This window comes from Nitrobacter sp. TKz-YC02 (genome assembly GCF_049852135.1).
GTDB lineage: Bacteria > Pseudomonadota > Alphaproteobacteria > Rhizobiales > Xanthobacteraceae > Nitrobacter > Nitrobacter vulgaris.
This window is the reverse complement of sequence record NZ_CP180728.1, coordinates 1,829,404-1,847,607: the sequence shown is the minus strand read 5'-3', so window position 1 is coordinate 1,847,607 and position 18,204 is coordinate 1,829,404. Positions and strand designations below refer to the sequence as shown.

The window sequence follows — 18,204 nt, the reverse complement described above, 5'->3', positions numbered from 1 at the left end:
GGATTAAGCCCCGAAGCGGCAAATTGTTTCGAGGATATGGCCTATCGCGTGCAGTATCTGCAAGCCCGAGGATAACAGCCGATGTGGAAATCAAACGTTTAGACGGGCCAAGGTCTCGGAAATCGGAGGCCGGGCCGGCCCCGCGTATACGAAACCGAGGCCGAGCAAGTCGTCATTCTCGGCTAGCCATTGTTCAAGCGCGTGCCCGCTCGCAGAAATTTCTGAGGATCGACAGCTTCCCCGTCGATCCTTGTTTCGTAGTGCAGGTGCGGACCTGTCGAACGGCCCGTCGATCCGACCTCACCGATGACCTGTCCGGCCTTAACGGTTTGGCCGATCTTCACATCGATTTCCGAAAGGTGACCGTAGCGGGTCGACAAGCCATTGCCATGATCCACCTCGACCATCCGGCCATAGCCACCCGTCCAGTTCGCGGAGATGACCTTTCCGTTCGCCGTCGTCCGCACGGGGTTTCCCGCCGTAGCGCGAAAATCGAGCCCGGTGTGCATTGCCGGTCGCCCAACGAACGGATCGACGCGAACGCCGAAACCGGACGTAAATTCGAGCTCTCCCACGACCGGCTTGCGATAGGGAACAAGGGCGAGCGCGCGATCCAGCCGGTCGATCTGCGCACGCGTCAGGTTGACGCGGTAAAGCTGACGCTCGAACGGATCAGAATCGGATCGCAGCTTGACAGGCACATAGGGCCCACCCGTGCCGGGATACAGCGTGGCGGTCGCCATCTTCGCCACGCTCAGTCCAAGATCGGAGAAAACTCCACGCATCCGGTGCAAGCGGGAATCCATACCATCCGCGATCGAACTCAACTCGGCGATCTGACGGCTCTCGACCCGATCGAGCGAGGATTTCAGCTGCAAGAGCCTATTGTCCTCGCCGGTGACGTTCATGAGCGGGACCGGTTTTGGACGGGCATTGGCCGGCTGGCGAAAGTCAAGGGGCGCGCCTCGATCGGGTAGCGCCTCGGAAGCAGTAGTATCGTTGATCGGCGAGGGCTTTTCAGACCGCGATGAGCCTGCGTCAGCGTCGTTTCCCGCCTTCCGGGCCGACCCTTTGATTGACCCCGTTACTGAAACCTCAGATATGGCACTCAGGGCACCTGCGCGAGATTCAAGCACCGTCTGACGGCGCATGATCTCGTCAAGCTTTCTCTCGAACTGTTCCTGATCGATCAATTGACGGCTGGTGGTACGATCGACTCGCGAGCGCAATTCGGCAATGCGATCTTCGTAGGCATATTGCATGTCGGCCTGCCGGGCGATGAGCCGCGTCAGCACATCATCGCGGAAGGCGAAATAGGTCGCAGTCGCAGCCGACCAGATCCCGAGCAGCGTGACGGTTCCGACCGCAATCCAGAACACGACCGGGCCAAACCGAACCTGTCTGCCGCCATGAGCAAAAGTGTAACCGCTCCGCTTTTCCCTCATTCCCGGCGACAAGCTAGCCGCTGCCGCGTAGCGCGAAGGATGTCGATCATGATCGTGAGTGCGATGCGGCGGGTACTCGGCACACTGACTGGAACGGTACGGCATCGATACTCCTGTGCCGACCTGAAACAGGCTTCAGACGGCTCAACTTCGATGCTGATTTGAACCTTTCATGGTTAATTTTCGGAAAATGGCGGTGCGCTTTTACAGTTCTCGCGCTGCCGCGAGCACCTCGTCCGCGTGACCTTCGACCCTGACGCGGCGCCAGATACGAGCGACCCGCCCGGCTTCGTCCACCAGCACGGTTGTACGAAGAACGCCGACGAAAGTTTTGCCATACATGGATTTTTCGCCCCAGGCGTTATACGCTTTCAACATGTCGTGCTTTTCGTCCGAAATAAGAGGAGTGGACAGTTTATGCTTGTTTCGAAACGATTCCTGAGCCTTTACGGAGTCGGATGACACGCCCATCACAATCGTTCCGCTGGCCGCAAACTCTTTTGCCAGCCGGGTGAAATCCATAGCCTCCCTGGTGCAGCCCGGGGTGCCTGCGCGCGGATAGAAGAAAATCACGAGCTTCGTTCCGGCAAAATCGGTAAGCGAAACGCGGGTGCCGTCTTCCCTCGGGAGGTTGAATGGTGGCGCCGGAGAGCCTTCCGCAAGCTCACCCGCTTGTGAGAAGGGCGAAGTCGGGCCTGATTTGGGTTTCTCGCTCGCTGTCATATCGACGTTGCGAGCCGGTTTTATGCGGTTGACCGTCGCAGCCCGGGCAGTCCCAGAACTGTCCGACTTGGAGGATTTCTTGCGTATCTTCTTGGACATACGCCTTCCTTTCGTCGCTTTCCAACGCTCAGTATCCATTCGACTGCGGGGGATGCCGAGGGCGAATCGGTCAGACCGCCGCCGCTGTGCATGACTGCCGACCGCGGGTTCGGTTACAAGGAATTCGACGAGTTGTCCGCCCCACATTCTGTTCAAGTGGGCACCAGGAGCCGGATGACGCGTAACACGCCAAATCGGGGATTAGCCGAAGGGCCATTACAGGAACGTTCGTCCGGAAGCGGCGCGCGGACCGATAAGGGCGAAAGCTCCGGACCAAGCGGGCACTGAGAGGCAATGGCTAATAAGACGCCGACACGAAATCCGAAATTGCACGGCGATCATCAGGTCTCGCAAGGAGAGGGTGCCGGCTGGGACGAGGACGACGAACTCCAAAATCGTCGCATACGTCGATTGCTGTCGCGGTCGGATTCCAGATTCGACAGAGTCGGCGACCGATTCGTGAAATTCAGAAACTGGCTGGCGGGAGAACGCTGGGTCAGACGGCTCGCGATCACCGGCTTGGTCCTGACGGTCATGTTCGCGGGCGGGTTCGGTGCGCTCTGGTGGCGCCTCGGCGCTGGTCCCGTCAATCTCGACATGATGACGCCTTGGCTTGTCGCTGCGATCGAGGAAAACATTGGTCACGACAACACGGTGGAAATTGGCGGCACGCAAATCGAGCGGGCCGGCAGAATTCGTATCGCGGTTCGTATTCGTGACGTCGTCGTCCGTGACCGCGATCATGTCATCATCGCGAGCGCACCTAAGGCCGAGGTTAGACTGTCCGGTATAGCGTTGTTGACCGGCCGGTTGCGTGCCGAAAGTCTCAATCTGGTCGACGCCGAACTTGCGGTTAGAATTACGTCGGACGGCCAAGTCACTGTTTCGACAGGTGATAACGCTAAGCCGCTTGCCACGGGCGTCGCGCCAACGCGACGATCTGACTTACCATCAACAGCCATATCCTCCGAAACATCGTTGCCGACAAAGGGAACGCAACAATTCCCCGACGCCCCGACCGCAGTGCCGGCGATTTCAGAAGACGGCGGGAACGCGAGCACCTTGTTGGCAGGGTTGGAGTGGCTCGACGGCCTCGGCGTAAGGGGGCTTGATGGCCAAAATCTCAACGAGATCGGTCTAAAGAACGGGAGACTGGTGGTTGATGACCAGCAGCGCGGCAACCGTTGGAGTTTTAGCAACATCAGCCTGAGCCTTCGCAGGCCGGGCACGGGCGGCGTCGCATTCACTGTCAGCGAAGGCGGCAGCAAGGGGTGGTCGCTTCACGTCACGGTCGGACCGCCCGCGAATGGTGTCCGTCCGATTGATCTTCAAGCCGCTGGCATTCCAGCAAAGAACATTTTGCTTGCTCTTCGCGTCAAGGACCTCACTTACAGCGCCGACATGCCGCTCAGCGGCGAACTGAAAGGCGAGATTGGTCGCGACGGCTTGCCCACGTATATGCGCGGCAGTCTTGTCGCCGGCAAAGGCACGATCATCGACTCTGACACGCCGGATTATCCCATGGCGATCGATGAGATCGAAATGAACATGGAATGGGATTCGGGACGGCGTGTCCTGGTGGCACCGTTCAAGATGGTGTCCGGCGAAAATAGAATTACCCTGCTCGCCCGTCTTCAGCCTCCGAATGACGATATTCCGGACTGGCAGATGGGTTTGAGCGGCGGCACCATCGTGCTCGCCGGCTCCGATGGCTTAACGCCTCTGATCCTCAATCGCATCGCGATCGGCCTGCGTTTCGACACCGAACACAGGCAGGTAATTCTCACTCAAGCAGATATCAGCAACGGTGAGATCGGCGTCGCAGGTACGGGCAGCATCGACTATTCGGACCCGCCGCGCCTGAAACTGGGCTTTGCCGGGACGCCGATGTCTGCCGCCGCCCTCAAGAGTATTTGGCCGGCTCTGATCGTGCCGGAGTTGCGCGAATGGGTGATCCAGCGAATTGAACGAGGCTCGGTCCAGCGCATTGAGATTGGCGTGAATTCGCCACTTCACAACCTGTCGCGACGCGGGCCACCGATGCCGGATGACGGGCTTTCGGTTGACATCGTTGCTCGCAATGTGACCCTGCATCCCGTTGATGAAATGCCCTCGGTCCATGACGCCGACTTAAAGGCGCGGGTGACAGGAAGAACAGCGACGGTAACAATCTCCCAGGCCGCCGCCGATACTCCGTCCGGCCGAAAGCTCAACATTTCCGACGTCGTTTTCGAGGTGCCGGATTTGGCACCCAAACCCGCTCTGGCAAGAGTGAAATTCAGAATCGATGCTCCGGTCCCCGCAGCCGCCGAAATTCTTGTCTCGGACCGCCTCCGCGAATTCACCGATAATTTAATCGATCCGAATTCCAGCAAGGGGACGGTTGCGGCACAGATCGCTTTGGGCCTGCCGCTCACGCGAAAGATCACCAAGGAGGACACCACCTATTCCATCACCGCGGATCTCACGGGTTTTGCCGCCGACAAGCTAGTCATGAATCAGAAGCTTGAAGCGAGCACGTTAAAGGTAGCCGCCAACAACGAGGGGTACCAGGTCAAGGGCGACGTCAAGATCAACGGCCAGCCTGCTTCGCTGGACTACCGCAAGCCGGCCGCGGGCGATGCAGACATCAAACTGCAGACCACGCTGGATGATGCGAGCCGCGCAAAGCTCGGAGTCGATCTCGGCGCAGGAGCAACCGGTTCGATTCCTATCAAGCTGGTCGGGAAGATTAGCCGCGACAGGGACAGCAAATTCGCCATCGATGCCGATCTCACATCCTTGAAACTCGACAACGTTCTGCCCGGCTGGGTCAAGCTACCGGGAAAGTCAGGGCACGCGACGTTCAATGTCGTGCATAAAGCGCAATCCACGCGTCTGGAGGACATCGTTATCGACGGCAGCGGCGTCATGATAAAGGGATCGCTGGAGGTCGATCAAAACGGCGATCTGTTGAATGTGAACTTCCCGGTTTACGCGCCGTCAGAAGGTGACAGGGCTACTCTGAAGGTGGAGCGAAACTCTGACGGCGTGATGAAGGTCGTCATGCGCGGCGACGTGTTCGACGGCCGCGGCTTTCTCAAATCGACGATCTCGGGAAAGCAGGCCGACGCCAAAAGCAAGTCCAAGAACGTCGATTTCGACATCGACCTGAAGATCGGCGCTGTCGCCGGGTTTTACGGCGAAGCCATTCGCAGCGCGGACGTGAAGATGGCCCGGCGTAATGGATCGGTCCGCAGCCTCACCATGAGTGGCAAGATCGGACGTAATACATCCCTCTCGGGCGATCTGCGTGGGCGTCCGCAGGGCCGCGACGTCATTTTGATCGAGACCAACGACGCGGGCGCGTTCTTCCGTTTTACCGATATCTACGGAAAAATGTTTGGCGGTCAGCTCACGCTGGCCATGGATCCGCCGACAGCCGAGTCGCGCGCCAAGCAGGGGCTGATCAACGTCCGCGATTTTACGATCAAGGGCGAAACGGCTCTGGATAGCGCTGCGGCGAGTGGCCCTCGGACCGCTCAGAGCGGCATTTCATTTTCGCGTCTGCGCGCGGAATTCACCCGCCAGAACGGACAGCTCACGGTCCGCGACGGTGTCGTCAAGGGGCCGACGATCGGCGCGACCATCGAAGGCCAGATCGACTATCCTGCCAACGAAGTTCGCATGAGCGGCACGTTCGTCCCGATGTACGGGCTCAATAACATCTTTGGACAGCTTCCGGTCGTCGGGTTGATCCTTGGCGGCGGTAGCGACGAGGGATTGATCGGCGTGACCTATGAGGTGGTGGGAACCCCGGGGCAACCGCAACTGCGCGTCAACCCGATCTCTGCCATGGCGCCCGGACTGGTGCGCAAGATTTTTGAATTCCAGACCGGAAGAACGGCTAATCAGATCGAGTTTCCGTCACCGACCGACAACTGAACACTCGCCAAATCGCTGCTTGAACGCAGGTGCGACATCGGAATCAATCCATACCTCCGGAATGCGCTATGCAGGCCGTAGTAAGACATGGCGTTTCTTGCCCATTGAGAGCTTGATCACACCCTCGGGCGTAAGGTGGTCCGGTGTCAGCATCATCTTTTCGTCGGCGACGGCGACATCATTGACGCGAAGGCCGCCGCCCTTGATCTGGCGACGCGCTTCGCCGTTTGAGGCGACAAGACCCGCTTTTACAAACAGCGCGAGCACGCCTGTACCGCTTGCAAGCTCGCTCTGCGAAATATCCAGCGTGGGAAGGCTCTCGGCGATCGCGCCTTGTTCGAAGGTCATGCGCGCAGTGTCGGCAGCTTTCTCAGCCTCGGGGCGACCATGCAGAAGCGCGGTCGCCTCGGTCGCGAGCACTTTTTTGGCCTCGTTGATCTCGGCGTCCCGCAACGCAGCCAGTTTTGTGATCTCGCTCATCGGCAGGATCGTGAACAGTTTCAAGAATTTGACGACGTCGGCGTCCTCGACGTTGCGCCAGTATTGCCAGAAATCGTAGGGGCTGAAGGCGTCCGCATTGAGCCAGACGGCGCCTTGCGCGGTCTTTCCCATCTTCGCGCCCGATGCCGTCGTCAATAGCGGCGTCGTCAGCGCGAACAACTGAGGCGTTCCCATACGGCGGCCGAGATCGACGCCATTGACGATATTGCCCCACTGATCCGAGCCACCCATCTGCAGCCGGCAGCCGGCCCGGCGCGACAGTTCGACGAAGTCATAAGCCTGGCAGATCATGTAGTTGAATTCGATGAAACTCATCTCCTGTTCGCGCTCAAGGCGGAGGCGAACGGAGTCCATCGTCAGCATGCGATTGACCGAGAAATGCCGACCGATGTCACGCAACATCTCGATCCAGTTGAGCTTGGTCAGCCACTCGGCGTTGTCCAGCATCACCGCGTCGCTCGCGGCCGAACCGTAACGCAGCACCTTGGCGAATACGCCGCGAATGCTGGCCTTGTTGGACTCGATTTCCGCCACGCTGCGGATCGCGCGCGATTCATCCTTGCCGGAGGGATCGCCGACCATGGTGGTTCCGCCACCCATTAGCGTGATCGGTTTGTTGCCGCTCTGCTGGAGCCAGTAGAGCATCATCATGGTCAGGTAGTTGCCGATGTGCAGCGACGGCGCGGTGCAATCGTAGCCGACGTAAGCCGTTGCCTCGCCTTTTGCGGCCAACGTATCAAGACCCTCGAGGTCGGAGCACTGATGAATGAAGCCTCGTTCCTGAAGGATGTTGAGAAAATCGGACTTGAAGGCGGCCATGGCTATAGGACCCCGATCGTTCTTGTTAGGCTCTGTCGCAAACTCGATTCCGGTGGATCATGGCCGGACACCGCCGCCAGGCTTCGCTGTGTGCCATTATAAGAAGTGTGCGTTCGGCACAAGCCGGCCCGCAGAAGGCAACTGGAGACCGCAAGGCGATGATGACGGCAATCGGTCTGATGAGCGGTACCTCTCTGGACGGCATCGATGTCGCCTTGATCGAAACCGACGGTGAGCGAGTAGCCGCGTTCGGGCCGACCGGCTATCGTCCCTACACGGATTTCGAGCGCGGTTTGTTGCGTGAGGCGCTCGCGGAGGCTGTCAGTTTGTCGCGGCGCGACGCGCGACCGGGCGTAATCGGCGACGCCGAGCGCGCCGTGACCTTGGCGCACGCCGAAGCCGTTGCGGCGTTCATCGCGCAAAACCGCATCGTATGGGAGGATATCGATATCGTCGGCTTCCACGGTCAGACCGTGCTGCATCGGCCCGCTCAGCGGCTGACCGTGCAGATCGGTGACGCGGCGGCTTTGGCGAAAGCGATCCGCGTTCCGGTAATGCACGATTTTCGCGCGGCCGACGTAGCCGCCGGCGGACAGGGCGCGCCATTCGTCCCCGCCTATCATCGCGCGCTGGCGCAATCGCTCAGTTGCGAGGGACCGATCTGCGTGGTCAATATCGGTGGCGTTTCCAACATCACCTATATCGACGGCGCCGATACATTGATCGCCTGCGATACCGGACCGGGCAACGCGCTGCTCGATGATTTCATGCTCCGCGTGACAGGCCAGCCGTTCGACCGCGACGGCCGGCTGGCGGCAGAGGGCCATCCCGACGCGGACTGGATCGCGCGCGCCTTGAAGCACCCGTTCTTCACGCTGCCCCCGCCCAAATCTCTCGACCGCAACGATTTCGCTTCGCTCGTCCTGCACGACATGATGCCGACCGATGGTGCCGCAACCCTGACGGCCTTCACCGCAGCGGCCATAGCGCAGATTATTCCGCTGTTGCCGAAGATGCCAGAAAGGTGGATCGTCGCTGGCGGCGGCGCCCGCAATCCGATCATGCTTGAGATGCTGCGGGAAAGAGTTGCGCCTGCAACGGTCGAGCCCGCAGATGCGTTCGGTTGGTCGATTGATGCGATGGAGGCGCAAGCCTTCGGCTATCTCGCGGCGAGAGGCCTCAAAGGCTTGCCGTTGAGCTATCCGGCGACTACCGGGGTGCCGGTGCCGATGACCGGCGGCGTGATCGTGCGACCCTGAGCCATCGCCTGCCGATGTGAGTCCGAGGCGGGGCCAACAAGCAATTGCTGCGCGGAACCGGGATCGTAACGAGGGTGAGCCTTGCAGGGGTCCGGCTTCGCCGCGATGAGCTATCGGATGTTGGCGAGTCTCATATCGAGATAGCTGGTAACCGTCTCCATCAACGGCTCCATCCTGTCCTCGAAGAAATGGTTCGCACCCGGAATGGTTTGCTGATCGATCACGATGCCTTTCTGGGTCTTCAATTTCTCGACCAGCGTCGTGACATCCTTGGCGGGCGCGACGATATCCTTCTCGCCATGGACGATGAGGCCCGACGATGGGCAAGGCGCCAGAAACGAGAAATCGTAACGGTTAGGCTCAGGTGCGATCGAGATGAAGCCTTCCACCTCGGGCCGGCGCATCAGCAACTGCATTCCGATCCAGGCGCCAAAGGAAAACCCGGCGACCCAACAGGCCCGTGCCTCCGGGTTGATGGTCTGCGCCCAGTCGAGTGCCGCCGCGGCGTCCGACAATTCGCCGGTACCGTGGTCGAACGAGCCCTGGCTACGGCCGACGCCGCGAAAATTGAAACGCAGCACAGAAAAACCTCGCGCCACGAAAGCATAGTAGACTTGATAGACGATCGGATGGTTCATGCTGCCACGAAACTGGGGGTGCGGATGCAGGACCATCGCTATCGGGGCATTTTTCTGCTTCGCCGGGTGATAGCGGCCTTCGAGACGGCCGGCAGGACCGGTAAAAATGACTTCAGGCATCGGAATCCTTGGCAAATCGGCCGCCCACGGGCTGGTTCGGTTCGTAGCCTGACGACGAGGCAACAGGCCCACCGCACGGCGATGCAGAAAGTGGCCAGTGAACACCGCCGCGTTCTAGCATAGGGCGAGGGGCGAAAAGCAAGCATCTTGCGCGGCTATGTCCGCATTCGCCGAAAATGTCGTATGGTCGCAACCACATGCAGGAACGAACTTATCTTGACTGGAACGCAACCGCGCCGCTTCGGCGCGAGGCACGCGACGCAATGGCCGCGGCGTGGGACCTCTTCGGCAATCCTTCATCCGTTCACGCGGAAGGCAGGCGAGCGCGAGGCCTCGTAGAAGATGCGCGGGTGAGGGTCGCGGATGCAGTAGGAGGCCGACCCCACAACGTTATCTTTACGTCAGGCGGGACAGAAGCCAACACCTTGGCGTTAACTCCCAGCAACAGTAAACAAAAACAAGATATTGATAATCTTATAGTTTCATCCATAGAACACGCTTCGGTCCTGGCAGGGGGCCGGTTTGCGCCGGATCGGGTTGCGCGTCTGCCGGTCCATCGCTCGGGATTGGTGGACCTCGACGCCTTGCGAACATTGCTCGCGCAGGGGCCTCCGGCGCTGGTCTCGCTCATGCTGGCCAATAACGAAACCGGCGCCATTCAGCCAGTCGCCGAAGCCGCTCATCTGGTCCACGAAGCAGGTGGTCTGTTGCACGTTGACGCGGTTCAAGCTATTGGAAAAATCAATATTGATATCAAAGAACTGAATATCGACCTTCTATCAATTTCTTCGCACAAAGTCGGCGGTCCGAAAGGGATGGGCGCATTGGTTTTCGCGGAGAACCAGATTCGTCCGAGTGCATTGATAAGGGGAGGCGGTCAGGAGCAGGGTGGTCGTGCCGGAACCGAGAATGTGCCCGGCATCGCGGGCTTCGGGGCCGCTGTGATGGCGGCGGAAACAGGCCGCGCTACAGACATGGCCCGAGTTCAAACGCTGCGCAACCGGCTTGAGAACGGCTTGAGACAAACGCCAGGCAGCGTGATCTTCTCGCAGGAGATCGAGCGCCTGCCGAATACGACACTTTTCGGAGTTCCTACCTTGAAAGCGGAGACGGCCGTGATCAGATTTGACCTTGAGGGGGTGGCCGTCTCATCAGGTTCCGCATGCTCGTCAGGCAAAGTCCAGCCCTCGCATGTGTTGAAAGCAATGGGGTACGGCCCGGAAATGACCCGGAGCGCATTACGGTTCTCTCTGGGCTGGGAGACCACGGAGGCGGACGTCGATCGGGCTATTAAGACTTGGCGAAAGCTTTCAGGTGCACTACTAAGGAGGGACGAAACAGGGCTTGAACCATTCTAAGACGGTTTCTTCCTTAGAATTGCAGCAAGCCACCAAGAATTCAATCCACCGTGGTCCTTGAAACCGCGAGCGGAGGTAGGAATGGCAGCCGTACAAGAGACGGTCGATCGGGTTCGCCAGATCGACGTCGATCAATACCGGTATGGATTCGAGACGATCATCGAGTCCGAGAAGGCCCCTAAGGGACTGTCCGAAGACACCATCCGGTTTATTTCCGCAAAGAAAAACGAGCCCGCATGGATGCTGGAGTGGAGGCTTGAGGCCTACCGCCGCTGGCTCACCATGCAAGAGCCGACCTGGGCGCGGGTGGACTACCCGAAGATCGATTATCAGGATCTTTATTATTATTCCGCGCCGAAGCCGAAGAAAGAGATCGCCTCGCTTGACGAGATAGATCCGGAGATCCTGAAGACCTACGAGAAGCTTGGCATTCCCTTGCGCGAGGTCGAGGCGCTGGAAGGCGTTGTTCGCCCCGAGGGTGAGCGGAAAGTCGCGGTCGATGCCGTGTTCGACTCGGTCTCGGTGGCGACCACCTTCCAGGAGGAGCTGAAGAAAGCCGGCGTGATCTTCATGCCGATCTCGCATGCTATTCAGCAGCATCCGGAATTGGTGAAGCAGTATCTCGGCAGCGTGGTGCCGACCTCCGACAATTTCTTCGCGACGCTGAATTCGGCGGTGTTCTCCGACGGCTCGTTCGTCTACATCCCGCCGGGCGTTCGTTGTCCGATGGAGCTGTCGACCTACTTCCGCATTAACGAGCGCAACACCGGCCAGTTCGAGCGTACGCTTATCATCGCCGACAAGGGGGCCTATGTCAGCTATCTCGAGGGCTGCACGGCGCCGCAGCGCGACGAGAACCAGTTGCACGCCGCGGTCGTCGAACTGGTCGCGCTCGACGATGCCGAGATCAAGTATTCGACGGTGCAGAACTGGTACCCCGGCAATTCCGAGGGCAAGGGCGGCATCTTCAACTTCGTCACCAAGCGCGGCGACTGTCGCGGCGCTCATTCGAAGATCTCGTGGACCCAGGTCGAGACCGGTTCCGCCATCACCTGGAAATATCCGAGCTGCATCCTGCGCGGCGACAATTCGCGCGGCGAGTTTTACTCGATCGCGATCTCTAACGGCTACCAGCAGGTCGACAGCGGCACCAAGATGCTGCATCTCGGCAAGAACACCACGAGCCGGATCATCTCCAAGGGCATCGCGGCGGGCAAGTCGCAGAACACCTATCGCGGCCTCGTCACTGCGCACCGCAAGGCGACCAATGCGCGCAACTTCACCGCGTGCGACTCGCTTCTGATCGGCGACAAATGCGGCGCTCACACCGTGCCGTACATCGAGGCCAAGAATACCTCGGCGCTGTTCGAGCACGAGGCGACGACGTCGAAGATTTCGGAAGACGTGCTGTTCTATTGCGTCCAACGCGGACTGTCGCAGGAAGAGGCCGTCGGCCTCGTCGTCAATGGCTTCGTGAGAGACGTGCTGCAGCAGTTGCCGATGGAATTCGCGGTCGAGGCTCAGAAGTTGATCTCGATCTCGCTCGAAGGAAGTGTGGGTTAACCCACGTCACTGCGAGCTCGCTTCAAAGTCGGCTTTTGTGCCGGTTTTGCGCTGGACGAAGCGATCCACCGATGGAAACGCCGGATTGCTTCGCGGCACGAGCACGCTCCTCGCGATGACGTAACGATAGCGAAGGATGAATGATGCCGTTGCTTGAAGTCAAAGACCTGCAGGTCCGTGTCGAGGAGCGTGAAATTCTTCACGGCCTGTCGCTGACTGTGAACAAGGGCGAAGTTCATGCGATCATGGGGCCGAACGGCTCCGGCAAATCGACGTTGAGCCATGTCATCGCGGGCAAGCCCGGCTACGAGGTTACCGGCGGTCAAATCCTGTTCAAGGGTGAGGACCTGCTGGAGATGGAGCCTGACGAGCGCGCGGCGAAAGGCGTCTTCCTGGCTTTTCAGTATCCCGTGGAAATCCCCGGTGTCGCCACCATGACCTTCCTGCGCACCGCGTTGAACGCGCAGCGCAAGGCCCGCGGCGAAAGCGAATATTCGACGCCGAATTTTCTCAAGAAGGTGCGTGACGTCGCGGCTTCGTTGAACATTCCGCAGGACATGCTGCGCCGAGGCATCAATGTCGGCTTTTCGGGCGGTGAGAAGAAGCGCAACGAAGTGCTGCAGATGGCACTCTTCGAGCCTAGCCTATGCATTCTCGATGAAATGGATTCCGGACTGGACATCGACGCGCTTCGCGTTGCGGCCGATGGGGTCAATGCGTTGCGATCACCGGATCGCGCCATGGTCGTCATCACGCACTACCAGCGGCTACTCAATTACATTGTGCCCGACTTCGTGCACGTGATGTCGAAGGGCCGTGTCGTGAAGAGCGGAAACAAGGATTTAGCGCTGGAGCTCGAAGCGTCCGGATATGCACAATTCGAGGAAGCGTAGTTCGGACGTGGCCTTCGGTTTCGGACGAGATCATGCGGAAAATATGATCTGAACGGATTTGATCATGGATGTTGCATTGGTAAAGCCGGCTACGGAACGCGCGACCACAGAACTGTTTGCCGCGGCGCGTGACCGTTTGCCGGGATCCGGTCCGGTGAACGAAGTGCGGCAGGTCGCATTCGACGATTTCGTTCAGCGAGGTCTGCCGTACCGGCGCATTGAAGAATGGAAATACACCGACTTGCGCACACTATTGCGCGAGATTGCGCCGCTTGCTGCCGCACCAGATCAGGCGGCATTGGCGCGCGCGGCCAAGGCTGTCATCGCGCGTGGCGCGAGCGCTATGCACAAGCTGGTGCTGGTTGACGGAGTATTCGTACCGCAACTATCCGATCAGGCGCCCGAAACTGGCCTTGAGGTGCGGGCGCTGCGTGACATTCTGGAGAGCAACGACGTTGCCGCTCGCGCCGATCTGCTGATCACTACCGCGGCATCCGATACGATGATTTCGCTCAACACCGCGATGGCCACCGATGGCGTTGTCATCGATGTGGCCGAAAATGCGAAGCTGACCAAGCCGCTGCATATCGTCCATATTACCACCCAATCCAACACCGCGGCATTCACGCGTTCGTTGCTGCGGCTGGCAAATGGCGCACATGCCACGCTGGTTGAAAGTTTCGTCGCAGCCGAGGGTGCCGCTGCCTATCAGGCTCATGACTCGGTCGTGTTGTGGATTGGCGACGGCGCCGAACTGCAACATGTCCGACTTGTCGAAGATGCCAATGATGCCGCTAACATCTCCACCGCGATCGTCACAATTGGCGCGAATGCACGTTTCAACTCCCTCAATCTCACGAGCGGCGCGGCGGTGAGCCGATATCAAGGCTTCATCAAGTTCACCGGTGAGGGGTCCCACGCGGACGTGAACGGCGTCAATCTGCTCAATGGTCGCCAACACGGCGATACGACGCTGGTATTGGATCATGCCGTACCACATTGCAGCAGCAACGAGGTGTTCCGCGCTGTCCTGGACGATCAGGCGCACTCGGTGTTTCAGGGCAAGATCATCGTGCGGCCCGATGCGCAAAAGACCGATGGCAAGATGATGACGCGGGCTTTGTTGCTGTCCGATGGCGCCGAAGCCGACAACAAGCCCGAGCTTGAGATTTTCGCTGATGATGTCACCTGTGGTCATGGCGCGACAATCGGCGCACTCGACGAAAGCCTGCTGTTCTATCTGCGTGCACGCGGTCTTTCGGAAAAGGAAGCGCAGGCGCTTTTGATTCAAGCGTTCGTCGGTGAGGCGATCGAAACCGTTGCCGATGATGGCTTGCGTGATGTTGTTATCGAGGCCGCCGAGCGGTGGCTCGCGGCAAGAGGGTGAATGGACAGGGCCTCGTATTGCTTTGCACCGCGAAAACCGGCGGACGCCAATTATCGCAAGCCGCAATGACGAGAGCGGTTCCTTTACACAGGAGCGGTTCAAGGCCCGACTCCGAAACGATGGATATGGACGTGGAGTGATATGACGCATCCGGCGGTTGCCAACGGTTCCTATGATGTCATGCGCGTGCGCGAGGATTTTCCGGCGCTGGCGATGAAGGTTTACGGCAAACCGCTGGTCTATCTCGACAACGCCGCCTCGGCGCAGAAGCCAAACGCCGTGCTCGACCGAATGACGGAGGCCTACAAGACTGAATATGCCAACGTCCATCGCGGGCTGCATTATCTCGCCAACGCCGCAACCGAAGCCTATGAAGGCGGTCGCGCGCGGGTCGCGCAGTTTTTGAACGCAAGACGGACCGAGGAAATCATCTTTACCCGTAATGCCAGCGAGGCGATCAACCTCGTGGCATCGTCATGGGGCGAGCCGAACATCAAGACGGGCGACGAGATTGTGCTCTCTATCATGGAGCATCATTCCAACATCGTCCCATGGCATTTTCTGCGCGAGCGCCACGGCGCCGTCATCAAGTGGGCTCCCGTCGACGACGACGGCAATTTCCTCATCGAGGAATTCGAGAAGCTTCTGTCGCCGAGGACGAAGCTCGTGGCGATCACGCAGATGTCGAACGCGCTCGGCACACTCGTTCCGGTCAAGGACGTTGTGAAGCTGGCTCATGCGCGCGGCATCCCGGTTCTGGTGGACGGGAGTCAGGCTGCGGTGCATCTTGCCATCGACGTGCAGGACATTGATTGCGACTTCTATGTCTTCACCGGCCACAAGCTCTACGGTCCGACCGGTATCGGCGCGCTGTATGCAAAGCATGATCATCTCGTCTCCATGCGCCCGTACAATGGCGGCGGCGAGATGATCCGTGAGGTCGCGCAGGATTGGGTCACCTACGGCGATCCGCCGCACAAGTTCGAGGCAGGCACGCCCGCGATCGTCGAGTCGATCGGGCTTGGCGCTGCAATCGATTACGTCAATTCGATCGGGAAGGCGCGCATCGCGGCGCACGAACACGATCTTCTGGCCTATGCCCAGGAGCGGCTGCGCGAGATCAACTCGCTGCGCATCATCGGCACTGCCCGCGACAAGGGGCCCGTGATCTCGTTCGAGATGAAGGGTGCGCATCCCCACGATGTTGCGACCGTGATCGACCGCGCCGGTATCGCGGTTCGCGCCGGGACGCATTGCGTGATGCCGCTTTTAGAGCGGTTCAACGTTTCGGCGACCTGCCGCGCCTCGTTCGGTATGTATAATACCCGCGAGGAAGTCGATCATCTGGCGCAAGCGCTGATCAAGGCACGGGAGTTGTTCTCATGAGCGACGTAGCCGAAATGGTTGTAAACAAGACCTGCCACATGCAGACCAGCTCAGCGCTGGCGCCAGATGAAACCGAGCGTATGGGCACGGGAATTGTGGCCGCGCTGAAAACCGTGTTCGACCCGGAAATTCCGGCCGATATTTATGAACTCGGCCTGATCTACAAAGTCGACATCAAGGACGATCGCGCTGTCGACGTCGAGATGACGCTGACGTCGCCGAGCTGTCCGTCGGCGGCCGAACTACCGACTATGGTTGAAAACGCCGTCGCAAGCGTTCCCGGCGTTGGGGTGGTCAATGTCAGCATCGTCTGGGAACCTGTGTGGATGCCCGATCGGATGACCGACGAGGCTCGCCTCGTCCTGAATATGTGGTGACTATCTTACGCCCGTCCCGATGCTATGATCGGGCTTGAATCGCCGTCAGGATTGACCAGATGACAGACATGACGCCAAGCACACCAGCAGCCAAGCCGAAACCCCGGCCTCGTCCACAGGTCATGCGGTTGACTGACGCCGCCGCGGATCGGGTCAAGGAACTCGCGGCGCGAGCCGATTCGGAAATCGTCGGCCTTCGGGTCGGTATCAAGAACGGTGGCTGCGCCGGTCAATCCTACACGGTGGAGTACGCTCACGATATTAAACCGACCGACGAAGTGGTCGAGGACAAGGGCGTCAAGATTTTGGTCGATCCCAAGGCGGTGCTGTACTTGCTCGGCACCGAGATGGACTACAAGGCTGAAAAGATGCAAGCCCAGTTCGTCTTCAACAATCCGAACCAGGTTTCAGCCTGCGGGTGCGGTGAATCCGTGCAGCTCGCGCCCGCCAAAATCGACGGCTAGTCGATACTTAAGCGGGTTACAACGAACAATCGCGGTCAGTGTTTTTGGCGAGCGAAGAGGCGTCGGGCCACGCGATTTCGGTGCCAGCGAAATATTCCGGATCAGTCTCGCAAACGGCACGGTTGCGGCCGTTGCGCTTGGCGGCGTACAAACAGGCATCGGCGCGTTCAATCAGTAAATCCGGGGTGTCGCCGCGGCGAAGCATCGAGACACCGATAGAGACCGTGACGCGACCCAGGATCTCACCAGTCGATTTTTTCTTCAATTCCTTGGCCATCACGGCGCGGCGAATATGATCCGCGACCGCCAACGCCTGTTTCAGCGCGGTGCTTGGCAGCACAACCGCAAATTCTTCTCCGCCGTAACGCGCGGTGATGTCCTGGCCCTTAATGGTCTGCTTCAATGACATTGCGACCAACCGCAGGACCTGGTCACCGGTCAGGTGTCCATAGTTGTCGTTGAACAACTTGAAGTGGTCGATGTCGAACATCAGGAGTGACAGCGGCTTGCCTTCACCAGTCGCCCGCGCCACGGCATCCGCCACGGCTCGATCGAAATACTTGCGGTTGCCGAGACCGGTAAGAGGATCTGTCATGCTCTCGGCTCTGATGGCCTCAAGACTATGCTGAAGGTTGCTGATCTCGACCTTCGAGAGATCCAACCGATTCTCCAGCGCCTTGTTGGTTTCCTGCATCTCGCGGGTTGACTTCATCAGCGCTTCGATGACCGTCCTGACCTGCTCGCGGCTACCGGCAGCGCCGAGTTTCTCGGCGGCGCTCTTCAGGCTATCATCGAAACCGGCCGTCATGCCGAGCACATCGGCGATGAGGGCCATCACGTCGTCGATCTCATTGATGACCCGCGCACCGAGCTTATCGATGCGTTCGGTAGTCCTCATCGGAGAAAGATAGGTTTCGTAGATCTGTTCGAGGTCGGCATCGCTCAGCGTGCCGTTGCGCGTCAGCGTCTCATTAATGATCCTGCTGAGGGAGCGATTATATCCGGCAGCGTAGACGTACCAGATTTCGTAGTTGCGTGGGACCGCGGTCTGCCGCAACGATCGGATCTGGCCGAGCGCCAACTCGGCGAACGCCATGGTGCGTTCATGTTCGTCTAGCTCAACCACTGATGCGGCCCCGCCGACGATTCGTGCAATCGTCGTCTCAAAACGACAAAAAAAATAAACGTAGAATATTGGTTGAAGATAGCAGCAGGGGGTTTACGCGCGGTAAACGGTGTTTTCAACGA

14 protein-coding genes are annotated in these 18,204 nt (G+C 59.3%); 9 read left to right on the top strand and 5 right to left on the bottom strand.

Annotation, left to right across the window (positions count from 1 at the left end):
• Nucleotides 1–182: 182 nt before the first annotated feature.
• Together ACM561_RS08745 and ACM561_RS08740 are read right to left on the bottom strand one after the other, a co-directional pair.
• Entirely contained in the window at nucleotides 183–1,550 is a 1,368-nt protein-coding gene (locus ACM561_RS08745; RefSeq protein ID WP_425909480.1) for a M23 family metallopeptidase, read from the bottom strand.
• A 99-nt stretch (nucleotides 1,551–1,649) separates the two neighbouring features.
• A complete protein-coding gene (locus tag ACM561_RS08740; protein ID WP_425909478.1) occupies nucleotides 1,650–2,267 on the bottom strand; it encodes a peroxiredoxin in 618 nt (205 codons plus the stop codon).
• Nucleotides 2,268–2,561: 294 nt separating this feature from the next.
• Here ACM561_RS08740 and ACM561_RS08735 point away from each other — a divergent pair, with 294 nt between their 5' ends.
• On the top strand, nucleotides 2,562–6,191 hold the full coding sequence (locus ACM561_RS08735; protein WP_425909477.1) for a DUF3971 domain-containing protein: 3,630 nt from the start codon (nucleotides 2,562–2,564) through the stop codon (nucleotides 6,189–6,191).
• A gap of 66 nt (nucleotides 6,192–6,257) precedes the next feature.
• Here ACM561_RS08735 and tyrS read toward each other — a convergent pair whose 3' ends face one another.
• A complete protein-coding gene (gene tyrS / locus ACM561_RS08730; RefSeq protein WP_425909475.1) occupies nucleotides 6,258–7,511 on the bottom strand; it encodes a tyrosine--tRNA ligase in 1,254 nt (417 codons plus the stop codon).
• A gap of 158 nt (nucleotides 7,512–7,669) precedes the next feature.
• On the opposite strand from tyrS, the gene ACM561_RS08725 reads away from it, so the two are divergent.
• Nucleotides 7,670–8,770, top strand: coding sequence for an anhydro-N-acetylmuramic acid kinase (locus ACM561_RS08725; RefSeq protein WP_425909474.1), 1,101 nt, complete (start codon nucleotides 7,670–7,672; stop codon nucleotides 8,768–8,770).
• A gap of 110 nt (nucleotides 8,771–8,880) precedes the next feature.
• Here the strand turns inward: ACM561_RS08725 and ACM561_RS08720 are convergent, their stop codons facing one another.
• Complete coding sequence (locus ACM561_RS08720; RefSeq protein ID WP_079446807.1) at nucleotides 8,881–9,528, bottom strand: alpha/beta hydrolase; 648 nt, start codon at nucleotides 9,526–9,528, stop codon at nucleotides 8,881–8,883.
• Between the two features lie 197 nt (nucleotides 9,529–9,725).
• Here ACM561_RS08720 and ACM561_RS08715 point away from each other — a divergent pair, with 197 nt between their 5' ends.
• From ACM561_RS08715 to ACM561_RS08685, 7 genes are all read left to right on the top strand, one after another.
• Complete coding sequence (locus ACM561_RS08715) at nucleotides 9,726–10,886, top strand: cysteine desulfurase family protein (RefSeq protein WP_425909473.1); 1,161 nt, start codon at nucleotides 9,726–9,728, stop codon at nucleotides 10,884–10,886.
• Between the two features lie 81 nt (nucleotides 10,887–10,967).
• Nucleotides 10,968–12,449 carry a Fe-S cluster assembly protein SufB gene (gene sufB / locus ACM561_RS08710; protein WP_425909471.1) on the top strand — a complete coding sequence of 494 codons (1,482 nt, stop codon included), beginning with the start codon at nucleotides 10,968–10,970 and terminating at the stop codon, nucleotides 12,447–12,449.
• 143 nt (nucleotides 12,450–12,592) lie between these two features.
• Nucleotides 12,593–13,342, top strand: coding sequence for a Fe-S cluster assembly ATPase SufC (gene sufC / locus ACM561_RS08705; RefSeq protein ID WP_079447019.1), 750 nt, complete (start codon nucleotides 12,593–12,595; stop codon nucleotides 13,340–13,342).
• A 64-nt stretch (nucleotides 13,343–13,406) separates the two neighbouring features.
• Nucleotides 13,407–14,729 carry a Fe-S cluster assembly protein SufD gene (gene sufD, locus ACM561_RS08700; protein ID WP_425909470.1) on the top strand — a complete coding sequence of 441 codons (1,323 nt, stop codon included), beginning with the start codon at nucleotides 13,407–13,409 and terminating at the stop codon, nucleotides 14,727–14,729.
• 141 nt (nucleotides 14,730–14,870) lie between these two features.
• Entirely contained in the window at nucleotides 14,871–16,115 is a 1,245-nt protein-coding gene (locus ACM561_RS08695; protein ID WP_425909468.1) for a cysteine desulfurase, read from the top strand.
• Nucleotides 16,112–16,492 (top strand): DUF59 domain-containing protein, encoded by a 381-nt coding sequence (locus ACM561_RS08690; RefSeq protein WP_079446803.1) that lies wholly within the window; start codon nucleotides 16,112–16,114, stop codon nucleotides 16,490–16,492. Before ACM561_RS08695 ends, ACM561_RS08690 begins: the two co-directional genes overlap by 4 nt.
• A 59-nt stretch (nucleotides 16,493–16,551) precedes the next feature.
• Nucleotides 16,552–16,956, top strand: a complete 405-nt coding sequence (locus ACM561_RS08685) for a HesB/IscA family protein (protein ID WP_079446802.1) — start codon at nucleotides 16,552–16,554, stop codon at nucleotides 16,954–16,956.
• A gap of 16 nt (nucleotides 16,957–16,972) precedes the next feature.
• Here ACM561_RS08685 and ACM561_RS08680 read toward each other — a convergent pair whose 3' ends face one another.
• Nucleotides 16,973–18,052, bottom strand: coding sequence for a GGDEF domain-containing protein (locus tag ACM561_RS08680; protein WP_425909465.1), 1,080 nt, complete (start codon nucleotides 18,050–18,052; stop codon nucleotides 16,973–16,975).
• Nucleotides 18,053–18,204: the final 152 nt, after the last annotated feature.

Excerpts from the sequence above, each read along its gene's own strand:
- ACM561_RS08745 (WP_425909480.1), bottom strand. The coding sequence starts at position 1,550 with ATGCCGTACCGTTCCAGTCAGTGTGCCGAGTACCCGCCGCATCGCACT.
- ACM561_RS08740 (WP_425909478.1), bottom strand. The coding sequence starts at position 2,267 with ATGTCCAAGAAGATACGCAAGAAATCCTCCAAGTCGGACAGTTCTGGG.
- ACM561_RS08735 (WP_425909477.1), top strand. The coding sequence starts at position 2,562 with ATGGCTAATAAGACGCCGACACGAAATCCGAAATTGCACGGCGATCAT.
- tyrS (WP_425909475.1), bottom strand. The coding sequence starts at position 7,511 with ATGGCCGCCTTCAAGTCCGATTTTCTCAACATCCTTCAGGAACGAGGC.
- ACM561_RS08725 (WP_425909474.1), top strand. The coding sequence starts at position 7,670 with ATGATGACGGCAATCGGTCTGATGAGCGGTACCTCTCTGGACGGCATC.
- ACM561_RS08720 (WP_079446807.1), bottom strand. The coding sequence starts at position 9,528 with ATGCCTGAAGTCATTTTTACCGGTCCTGCCGGCCGTCTCGAAGGCCGC.
- ACM561_RS08715 (WP_425909473.1), top strand. The coding sequence starts at position 9,726 with ATGCAGGAACGAACTTATCTTGACTGGAACGCAACCGCGCCGCTTCGG.
- sufB (WP_425909471.1), top strand. The coding sequence starts at position 10,968 with ATGGCAGCCGTACAAGAGACGGTCGATCGGGTTCGCCAGATCGACGTC.
- sufC (WP_079447019.1), top strand. The coding sequence starts at position 12,593 with ATGCCGTTGCTTGAAGTCAAAGACCTGCAGGTCCGTGTCGAGGAGCGT.
- sufD (WP_425909470.1), top strand. The coding sequence starts at position 13,407 with ATGGATGTTGCATTGGTAAAGCCGGCTACGGAACGCGCGACCACAGAA.
- ACM561_RS08695 (WP_425909468.1), top strand. The coding sequence starts at position 14,871 with ATGACGCATCCGGCGGTTGCCAACGGTTCCTATGATGTCATGCGCGTG.
- ACM561_RS08690 (WP_079446803.1), top strand. The coding sequence starts at position 16,112 with ATGAGCGACGTAGCCGAAATGGTTGTAAACAAGACCTGCCACATGCAG.
- ACM561_RS08685 (WP_079446802.1), top strand. The coding sequence starts at position 16,552 with ATGACAGACATGACGCCAAGCACACCAGCAGCCAAGCCGAAACCCCGG.
- ACM561_RS08680 (WP_425909465.1), bottom strand. The coding sequence starts at position 18,052 with ATGGCGTTCGCCGAGTTGGCGCTCGGCCAGATCCGATCGTTGCGGCAG.